Origin of the sequence: Paenibacillus glucanolyticus NBRC 15330 (assembly GCF_004000885.1) — a bacterium.
GTDB lineage: Bacteria > Bacillota > Bacilli > Paenibacillales > Paenibacillaceae > Paenibacillus_AQ > Paenibacillus_AQ glucanolyticus.
This window is the reverse complement of sequence record NZ_BIMC01000017.1, coordinates 78,100-94,824: the sequence shown is the minus strand read 5'-3', so window position 1 is coordinate 94,824 and position 16,725 is coordinate 78,100. Positions and strand designations below refer to the sequence as shown.

The following is a 16,725-nucleotide window of genomic DNA, read 5'->3' as shown; positions in this document are numbered from 1 at the left end:
CGGTTATGTATTTCATGCTTTCATGCTGCTACGATTATAACAAATTCCCAGTCGATGGATCGCCACATTTGGTAGTTGGTATAGGATCAGGGTATACTGGTCAACGAAACCATATTTTTTATTTATGTGAAGGAGTGAAGGTCATGAGCCTAAAAAATAAAACAGCCCTGATAACGGGTGCAGGTAAAGGGATCGGACGCGCCCTAGCCATCGCTCTTGCCAAGGAAGGCGTACATGTTGGGCTCGTTGCCCGCACTGCCTCGGACCTGGAGCCGCTTAGCGCCCTAATTGTAGAACAATATGGCGTCAGAGCGGTAGCTGCTGTTGCCGATGTTTCTGTGCAAAGTGAGGCAGAGGCAGCTTTTGCCGCGGTGAACATGGAGCTGGGCTCGGTGGACATTCTGATTAACAATGCGGGGATTGCCCAGTTTGGGAATCTGCTGGATATGGAGCCGGAAGCATGGAAACGCATCGTTGATGTCAATCTGATGGGCACTTATTATATGCTGCGCGCAGCGCTGCCTGGCATGATTGAGCATAACAAGGGAGATATCGTCAACATCTCCTCCACGGCCGGAGAGCGTGGTTTTGCCACGGGGTCTGCTTACAACGCTTCTAAATTTGCCGTTATGGGACTGACTGAAGCCGTACTGCAGGAGGTACGCAAACATAACATCCGTGTAACCGCCCTGACCCCAAGCACTGTCAACACGGATCTTGCCGTTAACGCCGGTCTTAAGATTGGGGACGAGGACCGGATGATGCAGCCGGAAGATGTGGCCGAGCTTGTGCTGGCGGCACTCAAGCTGCCGCAGCGGGTATTTGTCAAATCCGCCGGGATTTGGACAACAAACCCGCAATAAAGACGCGCTGAGGCTGGCGTTATATTGCTATATTGATTCAAGGGTGTTTCCTGGCCACTGGCCACGGGACACCCTTTTTGCGTAATGCGAACATAACTAGCGTGGTCATAGGTTGGTGGAATCCCGATTCTGTTTTCCATACGGAATCAAGTGTCAACACTGCATGGTCATGATATAATGACATGGTCTAACACGAACAGCCGGATATTCACCTTAAGGTAACACTCATGGAAAGAAGATGACTACAGCATGATCGCCGACATTTTACTCGAAGTGGTTCTCCCCATCTTTGTCCTGATAGGCTTTGGCATCATTATGCAATATGCCTTTAAGCTCGATTTGTACACACTCGCGAAGATCAACTTTTATTACATTACGCCTGCAGCCGTATTTATGAGTATGTATGAATCCAAGATGTCGCCGCAGCTGCTGGGCATGGTGGCCTTGTTCTATGCGCTCTATATCGGTGTCCTCTACCTGATCAGCACGCTGGTTGCCAAACAGCGCAGGTTCAATCGGGGTATGAAGGCTGCGTTTACCAATAGCCTGCTGCTGGACAACTCGGGCAATTACGGCCTTCCGATCAATGATCTGGCCTTCAAGGGCGATCCGATGGCCGGCTCGGTTCAAGCGCTCATCATGTCCTTTCAGAGCCTCCTTACGTTCACGTACGGAGTTATTTCCATTCAAGGCGCCAAGACGGAAGGGTTATACAAACAAGCCATTATCGGCTTCTTGAAAATGCCCGTACCCTATGCCCTTGTCATCGGAATTCTGCTGCATGCCCTGGCTCTGCCGCTCCCGGTCTTTATATCACAGCCGCTTACGTATGCGGACCAATCCATGGTGGCAATCGCTCTGCTGACGCTGGGCGCACAGATTATCAAATATCCGCTTCGCCTGCGCCGCCTTGATGTATATCTGAGCGTTCTGCTGCGTCTTCTGGTTGCGCCTGCGATCGGCATTCTGATTGTACTGCTCCTCGGGCTCAAAGGCATCCCGGCTCAAGCGCTCATTATCGCCTCCGGCATGCCGGTCGGGGTAAATTCATCCATTCTGGCGGAAGAATATCAAAATGAACCTGATTTTGCTGCACAAACCGTCCTGATATCGACCATACTAAACGTAATTACGATTACCGGCTTAATCACATTAGCCAAATTTATAGCTTAACCGCTAATTCAGCTCTGACTAGGAGGAAATTACATATGAACTTTGATCTTGCTATTGACCGTAACCGAACCGCCTGTGAGAAATGGGATAACGTTCCCACCGTCTTCGGCGCGCCCGATGTGCTCCCGATGTGGGTGGCGGACATGGATTTTTCAGCACCGCCGGCTGTCATTGAGGCACTCCATAAACGGGTGGAACACGGTGTGTTCGGATACACCTTCCCGACCGAGTCGTACCGGGGGGCCATTGCTGATTGGATGAAGAACCGCCACAGCTGGACGATCCAGCAGGAATGGATTCAATTCTGTCCGGGTGTGGTTCCGGCACTCAGCCTCATCGTGGATGCATTCACCGAGCCAGGTGACCAAGTCGTCATCCAGACACCGGTTTATCCGCCGTTCTACCGGGTCGTACAGGAGCATGGGCGTGAGCTTATACATAATCCGCTTCGCCTGAGCGAAGATGGGGATTACTCGATGGATTTTGAGGATCTGGAGAACAGCTTCTCTACCGGCAATGTCAAAATGATCATTCTGTGCAGTCCGCACAACCCGGTGGGCCGGGTGTGGAGCAAAGAGGAATTGGAGCGTCTGGCCTCCCTGTGCCAGCAATATGATGTACTCGTTGTATCCGATGAGATCCATGCGGACCTTGTATTCGAGCAAGGCGGCCATACACCATTCGCAGCTCTATCGGAGGATGCCGAGGGGCGTTCCATCATCTGCACCGCACCGAGCAAGACGTTTAATATCGCTGGCCTGAATACGGCGAACATGATCATTCCGAATGCCCAGCTGCGCAGCAAGTTCCGTAAAATACTGAATCGATACTCCATCGGCTCTATCACACCAATGGGTGCTGCTGCCACCGAGGCCGCTTATCGTGAGGGCGAGCCATGGCTGGATGAGCTCCTGGTATACATTCGCGGGAACATGGAGCTTGTTCGGAATTACGCACAAGAGCACCTGCCTGAGCTGAAGGTATTTATGCCGGAAGCTACTTACCTGCTATGGATCGATTTCCGGCAGATGGGCTTGTCCCACGAAGAGCTGACCCGCTTCCTGGTTCATGAGGCCAAACTTGGATTAAACAGCGGCGCTTCCTTCGGCAAGGATGGCGAGGGCTTTATGCGCATGAACTTGGCTTGTACGCGCGCCACCGTTCAAGAGGCGCTGTCTCGCCTGCATCAAGCCATCGAGGCATGGCGGAAAGCGTAAAATCAATTAGCGATCTGACGATAAACAGGGGCCGTCCCAGTCACTTGACCTGAGGGCGACCCCTTTGTCTGTTATAAGGACGCTGCGAGACAAAGATTCTTCCGATCGCTGTTGACCCCGAAATCCTGATTTATATTAAAAGAGCCCACGGCCATTAACCCTGAATACCTTGGGCTCCCTTCACATTATTCCCGGCTAAAAGCGGAAATTTCTGCCGCTTCCCCATGCATGCTCGCTTGGCATCAAACATATTTTCCGTCAAAGGCTACTGCAAATGCTTTGCCAAATACTCGCCGTTTGCCTTTAGCAAGGGATAGGCTCTGGCCGATACCGCCCCACTCTGCTTATGGCTATCCAGCAATTTCATAAAGCCGTCCAAATGGTGGGCTGCCTGCTTCTTGTTCCCTTTCTCTTCGAAGCGGATGACCGAATCCAACTTTGCAACCAGCGAACGGGCAGCCCCTTGGTTCGCAAATTCACCTGCCTGCTCCAGTTGATCCACCAGCCCTTTCAGGTGCAGAGAACCGGTATTTTCCAGCTGGTACGTCCCTTTAACAAACTGATACAGCCAGTCATACATCATTCGGATATCCGGATCCTGGCTTGTCGCCGCATCTCTCAACACCGGACCGGAGCCCATGTAATACGCTTTGAACGCATCCTTCATATACCCGTACTTTACGCCTCCGTCCAGATATTCCTTATACCGGTTACGGAATACTTGATCGCTCAACATCCGTCCGTCAAATTCGATCTCAACGCCCATTCCGAACCGTTTGGCTGTGTAGGCCGCATCGTCCAGACGCTCATTACCCATGTCTTCGAAGAAATAGTTCGGCTGGAATGCCACCGCATCAAATCCGACCTCATCCCACATATAACTCTTATAAGCCAAGAAATGAGGGATCCAGAAAGACTTCAGTCCTTCGTCATGAATTTGGCCATTCACATATTTCAGCATATCCGGTCCGGAAGCGCTTGTGCTTACCTGTTCGGACAACCAGTATAAACCGACCAGCTCCAGGTTCGAGTATTGGTTAGTGTCCCAACGCTGCAGCACTTCGTCCATCCACCAGCGGATCGCCTTTTGCCTGTTCGCCATGGCCGACTCCTCGCCAATAGCCCCGCCATTAAAGTTTTCGGAGATTCCATCTCCGTCCACGTCACCAAAGTCGGTTTGATACTCACCTGTATCCGGGATCATTACAACGACTTTGGTTTTGTGGTCAGGCTGTCCCAGCTTGACTCCTACCTCCTTGGTGGCTTCATTGAGCTGGTACATCTCACCATCCGCGTCAAACGTTTTGTCAAGGTACCAATTCCAGTCCTTCAGGTTCGCGCCGCCGCCATAGTCACGCCCATCCGGCGATATCAACCCGAGCGTAAGAACCCCGTCAAAGAGCCAATCCACCGGTTCTCCATCCTGGTTCACGTAACTGATCTGGGGAATGATCTCCTCCTTGCTCCAGTCACCTTCCCCATTCGCATACTGTCCATTGTACAAGAGGGACAGATTATGAATGCCCGCAGTTGCCTCTCCCGGCTGCAAATAGTTGAAGTCTTGCGCCGGAAGCTGGACCGCGCCGGAAGCTTTGCCATCCGTACCGGTGATCTCGATTTCATCGATGAAGGTCCAGGCTCTTGTATGCATAGAGAAGGTCACCTTCACATAACGCGCATAAGCGAACTCCGCCTCATCAAAACCGGGTACACCCTCTGCTTGACTATCCCAAGCGTAAGTTTCATCTACAGGCGGACCATCCACCCATAATGTCTGTGTTGCTTTATTCGTCAAGTTCGCCCAGTGAACATTATCGTCCGAGACGTACATCGATACCGTTAAGGGAAACAGAATCGCTGAACCCGGCCAATCCTGCAAAAAACGCGCGTTAATGCCCGAGATGGATTTGGGTTCGCCCAGATCAAACACGACCTCCCGCGTTTTTTTGCGAAGATGCCCGACCCATGCAGGATCAAGCACGTTGCGAGTTCCGTGTATTCCGTCATTCAGCTTGTTTCCCGGATCGGGATAAGCACTTTCGGGAGCTTCCGACCAAGTGTAGGTTGCATCTCTTGCCAGATTTCGAACTCCCGATTGAGCCTCGTCTGCATACGTTAAGGGAACAATCGAGAACATCATGACCAACATCATGGCTAAGGATATCCGCTGTTTTATAGAACGCATATTGAATTACCCTCCTCATATCAATCTTCCTGATCGCTCACCGCTCTTCATCGTGCCGGACTATCCATTCTCCCTATATCCTTGCCGGCACAGCAGGCTCACTCCGTTACGTCATCTCACCTCCTTACATGCCTTCAAGTATCTTTATCTTTGCTGTGGTACTCCCCCTGCGCTTTCCCTAGTTCAAATCCACTGCAGCTTCAATCGACTTCCGATAACGCTCGGTAATGTCCTGGGGGCGTGTAATCGCACTGCCGACCACAACAAACCTGGCACCGGCATTGAGAGCCTGAATCATCTCATCTGCGCTGGTAAACCTGCCCTCCGCTATAACGGGGAGCCGCGTTTCCTGCACCAGCCGGGCAACCAATCCGATATCCGGTTTATGGGTGTCGAGACTGTACGAGGTGTACCCCGACAACGTCGTGGAAATATAGTGAACGCCTAAATCGGCAGCATATAATCCCTCTTCCAAAGTGGATACATCTGCCATCACATGGATCCCCTGACCCATCAGTTCCTCCACAACCTCTTTCAGTGTTCTTCCATCCGGTCTCGGTCTCCGCGTCCCGTCCATGGCCACGATATCGGCGCCTGCCTCATGGACAGCAAGGGCATCCTCCAGAGTCGGCGTGATGTAAACAGGATACTCTTCGACCTGCCGTTTCAGCAGGCCGATAACCGGAACGTTAACAGCCGCTTTAATCGCGGAAATATCGGCCGTCCCATTGGCCCGAATGCCAATTGCGCCGCCGAGCACGGCTGCTTTCGCCATTTCGGCCATATGCAGAGGCCCAAACAGCGGCTCACCCTCATATGCCTGACAAGACACCACTAATCCTCTATCTGTAATCATTCGCCTCATAATTAGCTCCTACATCTGTTTTAGAATGAAATGTGTGATCGATCGCTTACTTCAGCCCCGTAATGGTAATACCTTCGATAAACTTCTTCTGAACGAAGAAATACAGGATGATGATCGGAATCGTAAACAGCGTAGCAGCTGCCATTAATGGCCCCCATGCCACCCCATTCTCCCGAATAAACTGCTTAAGCCCGATAGACAGTGTCCATGTCTCCTGGTCGTTAAGATAGATCAACGCTCCCTGGAAATCGCCCCATGCGGCCAGAAACGTAAACAGTCCGATTGTCAGAAGGGCCGGCTTGGCAAGCGGCAGCACAATTTGGGTATAGATGCGAAACTCGGACGCACCGTCGATTTTGGCAGATTCGGTAAGCTCCATCGGAATGCCGTTAAAAAACTGCCGGATCAAAAACACATTGTATGCCATTCCCGTACCGAACCACGCGGACAGCACCAGGGGCCAGTTGGAATTCAGCAGATTCACTTTGTTGAATACAACATACAGCGGTATCATGGTTACCTGCATGGGAAGCATCAGCGTGCTGAGCATCAGGATAAACAGCAGGTTTCGGCCTTTAAATTGAATTCGCGAAAAGCCGTACGCCACCAGCGGTGACAACAGGACCACGCCGGCAACACTCATCAAGGCAATCACGACGGTGTTCCAGGTGTATTTAATGAACGGAATCATGCTGACCGCATTCACGTAGTTATCCCATATCCATTCCTTGGGGATCCATTGTATCGGAATGACAAAGATTTCATCCTCCGTCTTGAAGGTCGTCAGCAGCAGCCACGCAAAGGGTGCCAGAAACAGCAGACCAACGATGATCAATAGCAGATGCGGGAGGATCTTTCTGCCGATGGATGCCGTGTTCATTATTTTTCACCCCCATAGAAAACCCACCTGCTGGATGTCTTGAAGATTAACAGGGTCAGCAGCAGGACAATCACAAACAATATCCATGCCATGGCTGAAGCGTACCCCATCTTCAGGAACATGAAGGCATTTTGGAACAAATAAATCGCATAGAACAAAATCGAGTTCCCCGGTCCGCCAATGGCCTGGTTGCTTGATTCCGCAAACACATAGCCTTGGGAGAAATATTGGAAGGAGCCGATGAGCCCCATAATGAGCTGAAAGAAGGTCATGGGCGAGATGGCGGGCAATGTGATATGCCAGAACTTGTGCCATTTGTTCGCTCCATCAATGGAAGCGGCCTCATAATACATCCTCGGCACTTCCTGCAGTGCCGCCAAATACATGATCGTAATGGTTCCGGTCCCCCAAAAACCCATCAAAATCAGCGAAGGCTTGGTCCAGTTCTCGTCCATCAGCCAGTTCGGCTCCGGCAGGCCGATCGCACCCAGCATCTGATTGACCAGACCGTACTGCGCGTTCAGCAGCCAAATCCACAGCAATGACCCCGCTACAGCCGGGACAAGTGTGGGCAGGAAATAAATCGTCCGATACAGGGACAGTCCTTTTACGCTTTGATTCAACAGCAGAGCAATGCCCAGTGCGTACGCAAGCTGCGGAAAGAATCCGAACAAAGCCATGAATGCGGTATTGTACAGAGATGAGAGCATCTTGCCGTCTTGGGCCATATCCGCATAATTATCCAGTCCGACCCACTGAGGCGAGGTAAACAGGTTGTACTCCGTGAAGCTGTAATACAATGACGTGATGATCGGATAGAGCTGGAAGACCAGAAAGCCGAATATCCAGGGACTTAAAAATAAAAGTCCGATGAACAGCCGTTTCCTTTCCCTGCTTCTCATACCGCTCCGGGGTTCCAAACGTTCCATGTGACATTCACCTCCAAGTGAAAAAACAACAGCATGCAAAAGGAGCGGCTTGCTTGCTAAACCATCGTGCTCACCGCTCCTTGCATCATCAGGATTATTTCTTGTCTGCGATCGGCTGCATTTTGTTCACGACATTATCCATTGCTTCCTGGGCCGTTATCTGCCCTTTGAGTGCCTTCTCCGTCTCTTCGTTCAAGGTCTGCAAGTATTCGTTAATGTAGATACTGTTCGGGAAGCCCTTCAAATTCGGGTTTTTAGCGCTTTCATAATAATCCCACAGTTCCTTCACCTCTTGATTCTCCGTAAGCTTCGGATTATCGAGTGCTTTCGTTAGAACCGGGATGGAACCGAACTCAATGCTGTATTCAATCTGAACGTCCTCACCGAGCAGGTACTGCATCACCTTCCATGCCTCATCCTGATGCTTCGCCTTGGACGGAATGAACATGGCAATCGGACTGACCATGCCGGAGCCTTTGAGCTCAGGGTTCGCCGCCGGATACGGGAATGGTGCTACTCCCACTTCCTTATCCTCGCCGCGATGCTCCACATACCAGTTCTCCCAGCCGATAATCATGGACAGCTTGCCGGTCAGGATCGGATCCTGCGGAGTCTCGAGGCCGCCCATGCCCGATTTGAATTTATCGATGCTCTCCTGCCCGAATTCCCGATAATAATTCATTTGATAATCGATGGCCTTCACATTCGCTTCCTGGTTCGCCGTCAGCTTCCCGCTGCCGTCATCCCATGAACCGTTGAAGATGATCGGCCAGAAGACATTATCGATCCAAGGGTAATCCGGTATAAAGCCCATTTGCGTGATGTTTCCTTTAGCATCCTTCTTGGTCAGTTTCTTCGCATATGCGAACAGCTCTTCAAGCGTCTCCGGCGGAGCTGTCAGCCCTGCTTCCTCAAACGCTTGTTTGTTGTAAAACAATTTGTTGGCCATGCTCATAGAGATCGGTAGACCGAATATCTCATGATTGACCTTCATGCGATCCAGCGCCGCAGGAATGATCTGACTGGTGTCATAACCGTCGCGCTTGATGAATTCTTCTAGGGACTGTACCGCACCGGCAGCGGACCACGGGCCGATATTATTCCACTGCGTTACGATGATATCCGGAGCACTGCCCCCTGAAATCGCGGTTAATTGTTTCTGATGATCCTGGTTGCTGAGTGTCTTGACTACGATGTCGTCCTGGCTTTCATTGAATTTCGCTATAGCATTCTCAATCGGCTTCGCGTTTTCTGCTGTAGCAGAGCTCCATAATTGAATTTCCACCTTACCGCCCTCGCCGGGTTTTCCGGCAGTGCCGCCAGCTCCGGAACATGCGCTCAATACGGTCGTGAAAGCTAACAATAACAGGAGCATAACGTGAAACGTCTTCTTTCTATAGTGCCTCTTCAAATGACTCACCCTCCAACATGTCATGGATTTTACAATTCATTTTGAAGAAAAAATCCTTCTAAACAAAAATTAATGGATAATTTTTCTTTAGTCAATCCTTAATTTTCTAATTTTTATTTTAATAAAAACGCAAAAAGAGCAAGGATTATCAAAATAATCCTTGCCCCGCATATGATTTCACGTTTCAATGGCATACCCGTAATCAAAAAATAAATATTTATTTAACAATAAAATTATGAAGTAATAATTCTTTTATATCATATACTGCGAACAAGATGACTCTCCGTAATGCCATACTTGAGCGGCTGCTCCAATCACACCTGCGTCACTTCCAAAGTTAGCCGGAATCAGACGACAGCACCCCCTCATATATGAAGAAGTTCTTGCGTTGACTTCCTGATCGAGTGCCTGCAAGAAACGGGGACCGGACTGCGCCACGCCACCGCCGACAACAACAGCCTCCGGATTAAATGTATGTATATACCCTGCAATAGCGGAACCGAGTGCCCGAATGACGATTCTCATCACTTGCGTTGCAGACGGATCATGCTGATGCCAAGCCTGAATAATGTCCCGGGCATTAGGCCTCCACGCATATGAAGCGCTTCCATTACGCTGCATCTCAAGACCCAGTCTGGCAATCCCGCTGCCTGATGCATACAACTCAACGCATCCATTGTTCCCGCAGCTGCAGCGGGGACCATTAATATCAATACTGACATGACCCAGCTCGGCCGCTCCACCAAAGACACCTCGAATAAGACGGCCCGCTTCCATGACTGCACCGCCAATTCCCGTGCCCAGCGCAAGACATACAAAATGGTCGCAATGCTTGCCAACACCGTACATCTTCTCGGCAATCGCAATGACATTAACATCATTGTCAACATAAACCGAAGTGTTGTAGCGACGAGCGATCATTTCTTTAATGGCTGTCCCCGTCCAGTCCGGCAGCGTATCTCCCGCATATCGAACGGTCCCTTCCCGGTAATCGATTTGACCGGCGCTGCCGATGCCGATGCCCTGGATCTCTTCTTCTTGATCAATGGATTCCATCATCATGTCGATGCCAAGCAGCACTTTGTTCATAAGCTGCTCCGGTCCTTTATTCGCCTCGGTTGGCACCCGATGTCGGTTCGTTATATTCCCTTCTCTATCGATGACGGCAAACTGGACCTTCGTCCCCCCAATATCAACGCCGATCGCGTAACTCATCGCCAGGAAACACTCCCTTCACTCCCTTTTATGATCAAAAATCCAATAGCTCCTTCTGTCCGGCACCCCTAAGCGCGTATGTGAATCGATCCCGGGGAGCGATTCACTAGTACAGCTTATCTACAACCGACCTCGCGGTTTTCTCCAGCGACTCTGAGGCATCCACTTTTTTCATCGTTAAGAGCGTGGTCAGAATGTTCAGCATATACGTCTGCATGAATTTTGTCGCCAGCGCCCCGCCCTCCGTCGGCATTTCGCGTGAAGATACCAGAAGAACCGTGTCGGCGTAAGTGGCAATCGGAGAACGGAGATGACCGGTCAAGCAGATGACATCCGCGCCATTCTTCTTCGCTTCCTTCACTGGATCGACCAGATCGCGCGTACTGCCTGAAGTCGAAATCGCAAAAACCAGATCCCCTTTCTTCAGCAAAGAAGCCGACATCGCAATAATGTGCGAGTCCCGGTGCGCTTCCACATTCAGCCCCAGTCTCATCAGCTGATAGTGCAAATCCAGGGCCGTTATACCGGATGAACCCACGCCATAGACATACACTTTGTTTGCGGCTAACAGCTTATCCACCGCCATTTTCAGATTATCCGTATTGACCAGATCCAGCGTGTTCTTCAGCAGAATCTCATGCTGCAACGTCAACTTGCGGGCAACGGTCATCATGTCATCCTGCTCATCGATGGAGGTATCGATCACAGACGGAGGGCGATCCACCAGATCCTGCGCCACCGAGAGCTTAAACTCATGAAAGCCCCTGAATCCTAATTTGCGGCAAAATCGGATGACGGAGGTCTCGCCAACTCCCGCTTTCTCGGACAAATCCGTTACAGTTGCCAGTACCGTTTCTTCCGGATAAGCTTTTACATAATCAGCTACTTTCTTCTCCGTCTTGGTCAGAGAAGAATAGATGCTGGATATCATCAGCAGTGTATTGGATTGATTCAGTCTCGGGCCTACTCTTGCCATTCCACGTCCCTCATTTCTCTCTAAACTAACACAAAAAGAATATTTTCTCCTTAATTATATATTAAAAAAGAGTTTTCTTTCAATCCTAAAAAAAAGAAGCTGCCAGTATCCTGTGGCAGGATCTGCAGCTTTACTGGAGAACACTTTTTCCAGAACGCAGCGGTTAACGCACTCGCTCTTATCGCAATTCGGGTCCTAAACTCTCCGCAGGACATGACATGCGGATACCTTCCAAATCTGCAGCACGGGGACACACTCTTTCGCGTGCAGTCCGCTCTCTCTTACATCATGGTTCCACCCTCGTCTGTACCAAGGGTCAAATCCTCACTCTGGACGGCTCCGTTCAGAGTGTCACCAGCCATCACTCCCCGCTCGAGCTGATATCCCGTATCCAGCATCGATCCATCCAGCTGATGGAGATGCTGGCTGACTTCATCCATCTGCTTAAACGCCAGACGATATTGATAGGCTTGCGAATATTCGCTTTGTTGAGCGGCCTCATCCAGCTGCTCAAACACCGTTTTATTCTCGCCCAGCACCTGCCGATACTGCTCTGCCGTAGCAGTTCGGATATCCTGCACAGCATCCATCATGCCGTGCAGCACGATACGACAATTCACCAGCTCCTGCCGGGCGGAGGAAGAGGTTTCAGATGTAACCGCAGCCTGCAAGTTCTGAAGCTCGGTGTAGAGCTGGCTGAGCTCGCTGACAATCAACCCAACTTCATCCAAACGGCCGTTCTGCCCTGCAGCGGTCAATTGACTGGATAGCTGGTTAAGTCTCATGGACATGTTTTGAATATGACTCATCACGATTCCCCTTTTTTCGGATAGCGTCCGTTTTACGAATAGAATGTGTTCAACCATGAATTTCTATTCATGTTGATATATGGTCATCAGGCAGGTCTGCTGGATCACAGGGCGGGATGCCGATATAATAGAGGATGAAGTTACGAGTGACCTTACGCCAAGCACGAAAGTAGGTAGATTAAAGAATCCGCATGATTAAACGCAAAAAAACGACACTATTCCTTATTGTTGCCCTATTACTTGCCATATTTTATATGCAGCTGCAAACCTCGATACCGGGAATTTTCAACGATCTCGATTTTGATTTTAATCATAAAGAAACCCCTAAAGTTACCCAGCTCCACCCCTACGTGTTACAGCAAAAGAACGAACTCGTCCGTCTCACCAAGGAAAAAGGAATTACGATCGTCATTACCGATGGGTACCGAAGCCATGAGGAACAGACCCGAATTTACAATCAGGGCCGCAGTACAGCGGGCAATATAGTGACCAACGCCAAGGCAGGCGAATCACTGCATAATTATGGCTTAGCCATTGATTTTGCGCTGAAGCAAAAGGACGGCAGCGTCATCTGGGACATGGAATATGACGGGAACGGAAACGGCAAGGCTGACTGGATGGAGGTTGTGGAGATTGCAAAACATTTAGGCTTCCAGTGGGGCGGCGATTGGGCCAACTTTCCCGATTATCCGCATCTGCAAATCGATTTCGGACTGACGATACGGGATTTGAAACGGGGCAAGCTCCCTCCTGTGGAATCCCATGAATATTTGGAAGCAACAAAATGAGAAATACAAAAATAAGAGGGTATCGATAGAAGGCTCATGTATTGAACATGGGTCTTCTTTTTTTTGTTCAACGATATTTCGCAGGCGTGCTTGACATCCCATTCACATTCTGGTTATATAGTCATATATATAAGCATATAACCTTACCAGGCCATGAAAGCAAGGCGGTGATTCTTATTGAGCGGTACCGTACATCCGGATAACAAGCCCCTGTTCATCCAAATCAAGGAGAAGATCGAGGACCAGATCGTAAACGATCAATTGCTTGAAGGTGAGCAGGTTCCCTCCACAACGCAGCTGTCCCAATTTTACAAAATCAATCACATCACAGTGCTGAAAGGGATCAACCTCCTCGTTGATTCCGGACTTATTTACAAAAAGCGAGGTGTCGGCATGTTTGTTGCAGAAGGAGCGAAAGAGAAGCTGCTCCAAACGAGGAAAAGCGCATTTGCAGATGATTTTGTATTGCCCATGGTGCAGGAAGCAGACAAACTCGGTTTGTCCACGGATGAGCTTTTTCAAATCATAACCCAGTTAAAAGGAAGTGACCCCCATGAATCTTGATGTACAGTTTGACCGCGTATCGGTGGCATACGGAGGCGTCGAAGCCGTCCGGAATGTTTCCTTCTCTCTCCCGGCAGGCAAAATTTACGGTCTCCTCGGGCGCAATGGCGCAGGTAAAACCTCGCTTCTGTCCGTCCTGGCTTCCTATCGCACGCCCTCCTCGGGATCGGTTACGATTGGCGGCGAGGTGCCCTTCGAAAATGCAAACATGATGAAGGAAATCTCCTTCATCTACGATGTTGACTATAAAGACGAGTCGGACAAAATAAAATCAACATTTGAATCGATAGCCAGATACCGGCCTCACTTTGATATCGATTATGGCCTTGAGCTTGCCCGTAAATTCAATTTGCCCCTGAATAAACAGCTGAAGCAGCTCTCCAAAGGGATGCAATCCGCCTTTAACGTATGCATCGGTCTCGCCAGCCGATCGCCCGTTACCATTCTGGACGAAGTTTATCTCGGAATGGATGCGCCGACTCGTGAAATTTTCTACCGGGAGCTGCTGGAGGGTCAAGCGCGTCACCCTCGGACGTTCATCCTCTCCACCCACCTGGTCTCTGAAATGGACTATTTGTTTGAAGAAGTCATTATCATTCATAAAGGCCGATTGGTGCTGCATGAGGACTACGAAAGCCTCACATCCAGGGGCGTATCCATTACAGGTATGGCGGCAAAAGTGGATGAATTCATCCGGGGCATGAACGTGCTCAACGTACAGCAGCTCGGCTCTACGAAATCCGTCATGATCTACGGGGAGTTAAGCGAGGAATCTCTAATCGCCGCACGCCGTGCTGGACTTGAGCTCGGTCCGATCTCGCTCCAGGACTTGTTTATCCATCTTACGGGGGAGGAATACACCGCATGAATAAGACGTCTTCGGCCGTAACCAAAGTAGCGAGAGATATGTTTGTGCAGCAAGGCAGCTGGGCGTTGGGATTTCTATCTATTGTGCTGCTAATCTATTTTGGAGTCGGCATCGGCACCAGCATCGGTGTCAATGTTCGCGAAGGATTCGCGGAGGAGGACTTCTTCTCCATCGCTTACCGCTCAACCAAAGGATTTATGCTCGTTATCGGCATTATTTCGGCCTACAGCTTTCTTAGCTATTACGTAAGACACGGGATTACGCGCAAGGAATTCTTTAATGGAGCTGCCTTGGCGGCCGTCTATCTATCCCTGGCATTTCCGGTTGTCACAGCTCTGATTCAGCAGATTGCCTTGATGTTTGCATCGCAAGATGCGGGAAGTACTTCGCTGCTGCAGACGTTTGATAACAGCTGGCTGCTGACACTTGTCTCCTTCGGCGTGCAAATCTTGATCTATTATCTGATGGGATGGATGATCGGATCCGGATTTTACCGGTTTGGCTGGATTCGCGGCTTGGGGATGATCGCCGTAGCCCTCGTGTTGATCAGCTTCATGGATGCATTGTGGCAATTCGAGCTCTCTTCCATATGGGAACAGTGGCTGCCGGTCACAACAGACCTTTCCGTCACGCTGCCAGTTTCTCTTATTGGCTCCCTCGTTGTCATTCTGATAACGCTTATTCTGATCCGACTGATAACCCGAAGAGTGACAATTAAGATGTAACCTGTACGCAAAAAAATGGCTGATCCATGGGCAGCGACACTCGTCTGCCCAAGATCAGCCATTTTACGATCTGATGCCATCATTTAAATTAAGCGGCACTGCTCTTCTTTTTGTTATAGATATCGAAGGCTACTGCCGCGAGGAGAACCAAACCCTTGATGCCTTGCTGCCAGTCGATACCGAGGCCTACGAGCGACATCCCGTTATTAAGTACGCCCATAACGAGTCCTCCGATGATCGCGCCGAAGACCGTCCCGATCCCGCCGGTAGCGGATGCTCCGCCGATGAAACTCGCTGCGATAGCATCCAGCTCAAAGTTCGTGCCCGCTCTCGGTGTCGCAGCATTCAAGCGAGCAGCAAAAATCAAACCGGAAATCGCTGCCATCACGCCCATGTTGACGAATACCCAGAACGTGACCTTCTTGGTCTTCACCCCGGACAGGGCCGCTGCCTTCTCATTGCCACCAAGCGCATAAATGTGACGGCCCATCACGGTTTTGTTCATCACGAAGGAATAGATGATAATGAGCACCAGCAGCAGAATCAGAATATTGGGCAAACCGGCGTAACTTGCCAGCATATACGTAAAGGCATTAATTACCGCTGCGATGAGCACCAGCTTCAGGAGGAACAAGCCGCTTGGCAGTACCTCGAAGTTGTATTTTTTATGCGATTTTCGCTCCCGCAGCTCATTAATCAGGAAAATAACCGTAAAGATGATGCCCGCCAGAATTGCGACTAGATTGGTACCTGTGTTGCCGAAATCCGGAATAAAGCCGGAGCTCAGCTTCTGGAAGCCTCCCGGAAACGGCGCAATGGATTGGCCCTCCAGTACAATCATCGTCAGTCCGCGGAACAAAAGCATGCCCGCCAGGGTTACGATAAACGCCGGTATCCTCACATAAGCCACCCAGAATCCCTGCCAAGCCCCGATCAGACCGCCGACAATCAAGGATACGAGCACGGCAATGACCGGATGCAGCTGCATATCGACCATCATGATCGCTGCAACAGCTCCGACGAAGGCGGCTACCGAACCGACCGACAAATCAATATGACCCGTAATGATGACAAGCACCATACCTATGGCCAGTACGAGGATGTAGCTGTTCTGGAGAATCAGATTCGTGATGTTAATCGGCTCCAGCAGCAGCCCTCCCGTTATCATCTGAAAAAATATCATAATGACAACAAGGGCGATGATCATCCCGTATTGACGGATGTTGTTTTTAAACATTTTTTTGAGTGTCTCCATGC

The 16,725-nt window shown here is 50.2% G+C and carries 16 protein-coding genes; 7 read left to right on the top strand and 9 right to left on the bottom strand.

Features of this window, described 5'->3' with window-relative positions; translation table 11 throughout:
- Positions 1-143: 143 nt before the first annotated feature.
- From PGL02S_RS21280 to PGL02S_RS21270, 3 genes are all read left to right on the top strand, one after another.
- Entirely contained in the window at positions 144-863 is a 720-nt protein-coding gene (locus tag PGL02S_RS21280) for a 3-ketoacyl-ACP reductase (RefSeq protein ID WP_006208678.1), read from the top strand.
- 249 nt (positions 864-1,112) lie between these two features.
- Entirely contained in the window at positions 1,113-2,036 is a 924-nt protein-coding gene (locus tag PGL02S_RS21275; RefSeq protein WP_036641293.1) for an AEC family transporter, read from the top strand.
- Positions 2,037-2,071: 35 nt separating this feature from the next.
- The gene (locus PGL02S_RS21270; RefSeq protein WP_036641291.1) at positions 2,072-3,253 is read left to right on the top strand and encodes a MalY/PatB family protein; all 1,182 of its coding nucleotides are present in this window, start codon (positions 2,072-2,074) and stop codon (positions 3,251-3,253) included.
- A 265-nt stretch (positions 3,254-3,518) separates the two neighbouring features.
- Here PGL02S_RS21270 and PGL02S_RS21265 read toward each other — a convergent pair whose 3' ends face one another.
- From PGL02S_RS21265 to PGL02S_RS21230, 8 genes are all read right to left on the bottom strand, one after another.
- Complete coding sequence (locus PGL02S_RS21265) at positions 3,519-5,438, bottom strand: DUF4855 domain-containing protein (protein WP_036641289.1); 1,920 nt, start codon at positions 5,436-5,438, stop codon at positions 3,519-3,521.
- 178 nt (positions 5,439-5,616) lie between these two features.
- On the bottom strand, positions 5,617-6,303 hold the full coding sequence (locus tag PGL02S_RS21260; protein WP_036641287.1) for an N-acetylmannosamine-6-phosphate 2-epimerase: 687 nt from the start codon (positions 6,301-6,303) through the stop codon (positions 5,617-5,619).
- Positions 6,304-6,349: 46 nt separating this feature from the next.
- Complete coding sequence (locus tag PGL02S_RS21255) at positions 6,350-7,183, bottom strand: carbohydrate ABC transporter permease (RefSeq protein WP_036641286.1); 834 nt, start codon at positions 7,181-7,183, stop codon at positions 6,350-6,352.
- The gene (locus PGL02S_RS21250; RefSeq protein WP_006208672.1) at positions 7,183-8,112 is read right to left on the bottom strand and encodes a carbohydrate ABC transporter permease; all 930 of its coding nucleotides are present in this window, start codon (positions 8,110-8,112) and stop codon (positions 7,183-7,185) included. The genes PGL02S_RS21255 and PGL02S_RS21250 overlap by 1 nt, the downstream gene beginning before the upstream one ends.
- 94 nt (positions 8,113-8,206) lie before the next feature.
- Complete coding sequence (locus PGL02S_RS21245; protein ID WP_036641285.1) at positions 8,207-9,523, bottom strand: ABC transporter substrate-binding protein; 1,317 nt, start codon at positions 9,521-9,523, stop codon at positions 8,207-8,209.
- 252 nt (positions 9,524-9,775) lie between these two features.
- A complete protein-coding gene (locus PGL02S_RS21240; RefSeq protein ID WP_036641283.1) occupies positions 9,776-10,738 on the bottom strand; it encodes an ROK family protein in 963 nt (320 codons plus the stop codon).
- A 106-nt stretch (positions 10,739-10,844) separates the two neighbouring features.
- Positions 10,845-11,714 (bottom strand): MurR/RpiR family transcriptional regulator, encoded by an 870-nt coding sequence (locus PGL02S_RS21235; RefSeq protein WP_006208669.1) that lies wholly within the window; start codon positions 11,712-11,714, stop codon positions 10,845-10,847.
- Between the two features lie 281 nt (positions 11,715-11,995).
- Complete coding sequence (locus PGL02S_RS21230) at positions 11,996-12,505, bottom strand: hypothetical protein (protein ID WP_244892243.1); 510 nt, start codon at positions 12,503-12,505, stop codon at positions 11,996-11,998.
- A 209-nt stretch (positions 12,506-12,714) separates the two neighbouring features.
- Between PGL02S_RS21230 and PGL02S_RS21225 the strand changes: the two genes are divergently transcribed.
- The 4 genes from PGL02S_RS21225 to PGL02S_RS21210 all read left to right on the top strand — a co-directional run bounded on the left by PGL02S_RS21225 (position 12,715) and on the right by PGL02S_RS21210 (position 15,468).
- A complete protein-coding gene (locus tag PGL02S_RS21225) occupies positions 12,715-13,311 on the top strand; it encodes a M15 family metallopeptidase (protein WP_036641281.1) in 597 nt (198 codons plus the stop codon).
- A gap of 177 nt (positions 13,312-13,488) precedes the next feature.
- Complete coding sequence (locus PGL02S_RS21220) at positions 13,489-13,875, top strand: GntR family transcriptional regulator (RefSeq protein ID WP_036641280.1); 387 nt, start codon at positions 13,489-13,491, stop codon at positions 13,873-13,875.
- Complete coding sequence (locus tag PGL02S_RS21215; protein WP_036641278.1) at positions 13,865-14,743, top strand: ATP-binding cassette domain-containing protein; 879 nt, start codon at positions 13,865-13,867, stop codon at positions 14,741-14,743. The genes PGL02S_RS21220 and PGL02S_RS21215 overlap by 11 nt, the downstream gene beginning before the upstream one ends.
- Positions 14,740-15,468, top strand: a complete 729-nt coding sequence (locus tag PGL02S_RS21210; RefSeq protein ID WP_006208664.1) for a hypothetical protein — start codon at positions 14,740-14,742, stop codon at positions 15,466-15,468. Before PGL02S_RS21215 ends, PGL02S_RS21210 begins: the two co-directional genes overlap by 4 nt.
- 88 nt (positions 15,469-15,556) lie before the next feature.
- Here the strand turns inward: PGL02S_RS21210 and mmsB are convergent, their stop codons facing one another.
- On the bottom strand, positions 15,557-16,723 hold the full coding sequence (gene mmsB / locus PGL02S_RS21205) for a multiple monosaccharide ABC transporter permease (RefSeq protein ID WP_036641275.1): 1,167 nt from the start codon (positions 16,721-16,723) through the stop codon (positions 15,557-15,559).
- Positions 16,724-16,725: the final 2 nt, after the last annotated feature.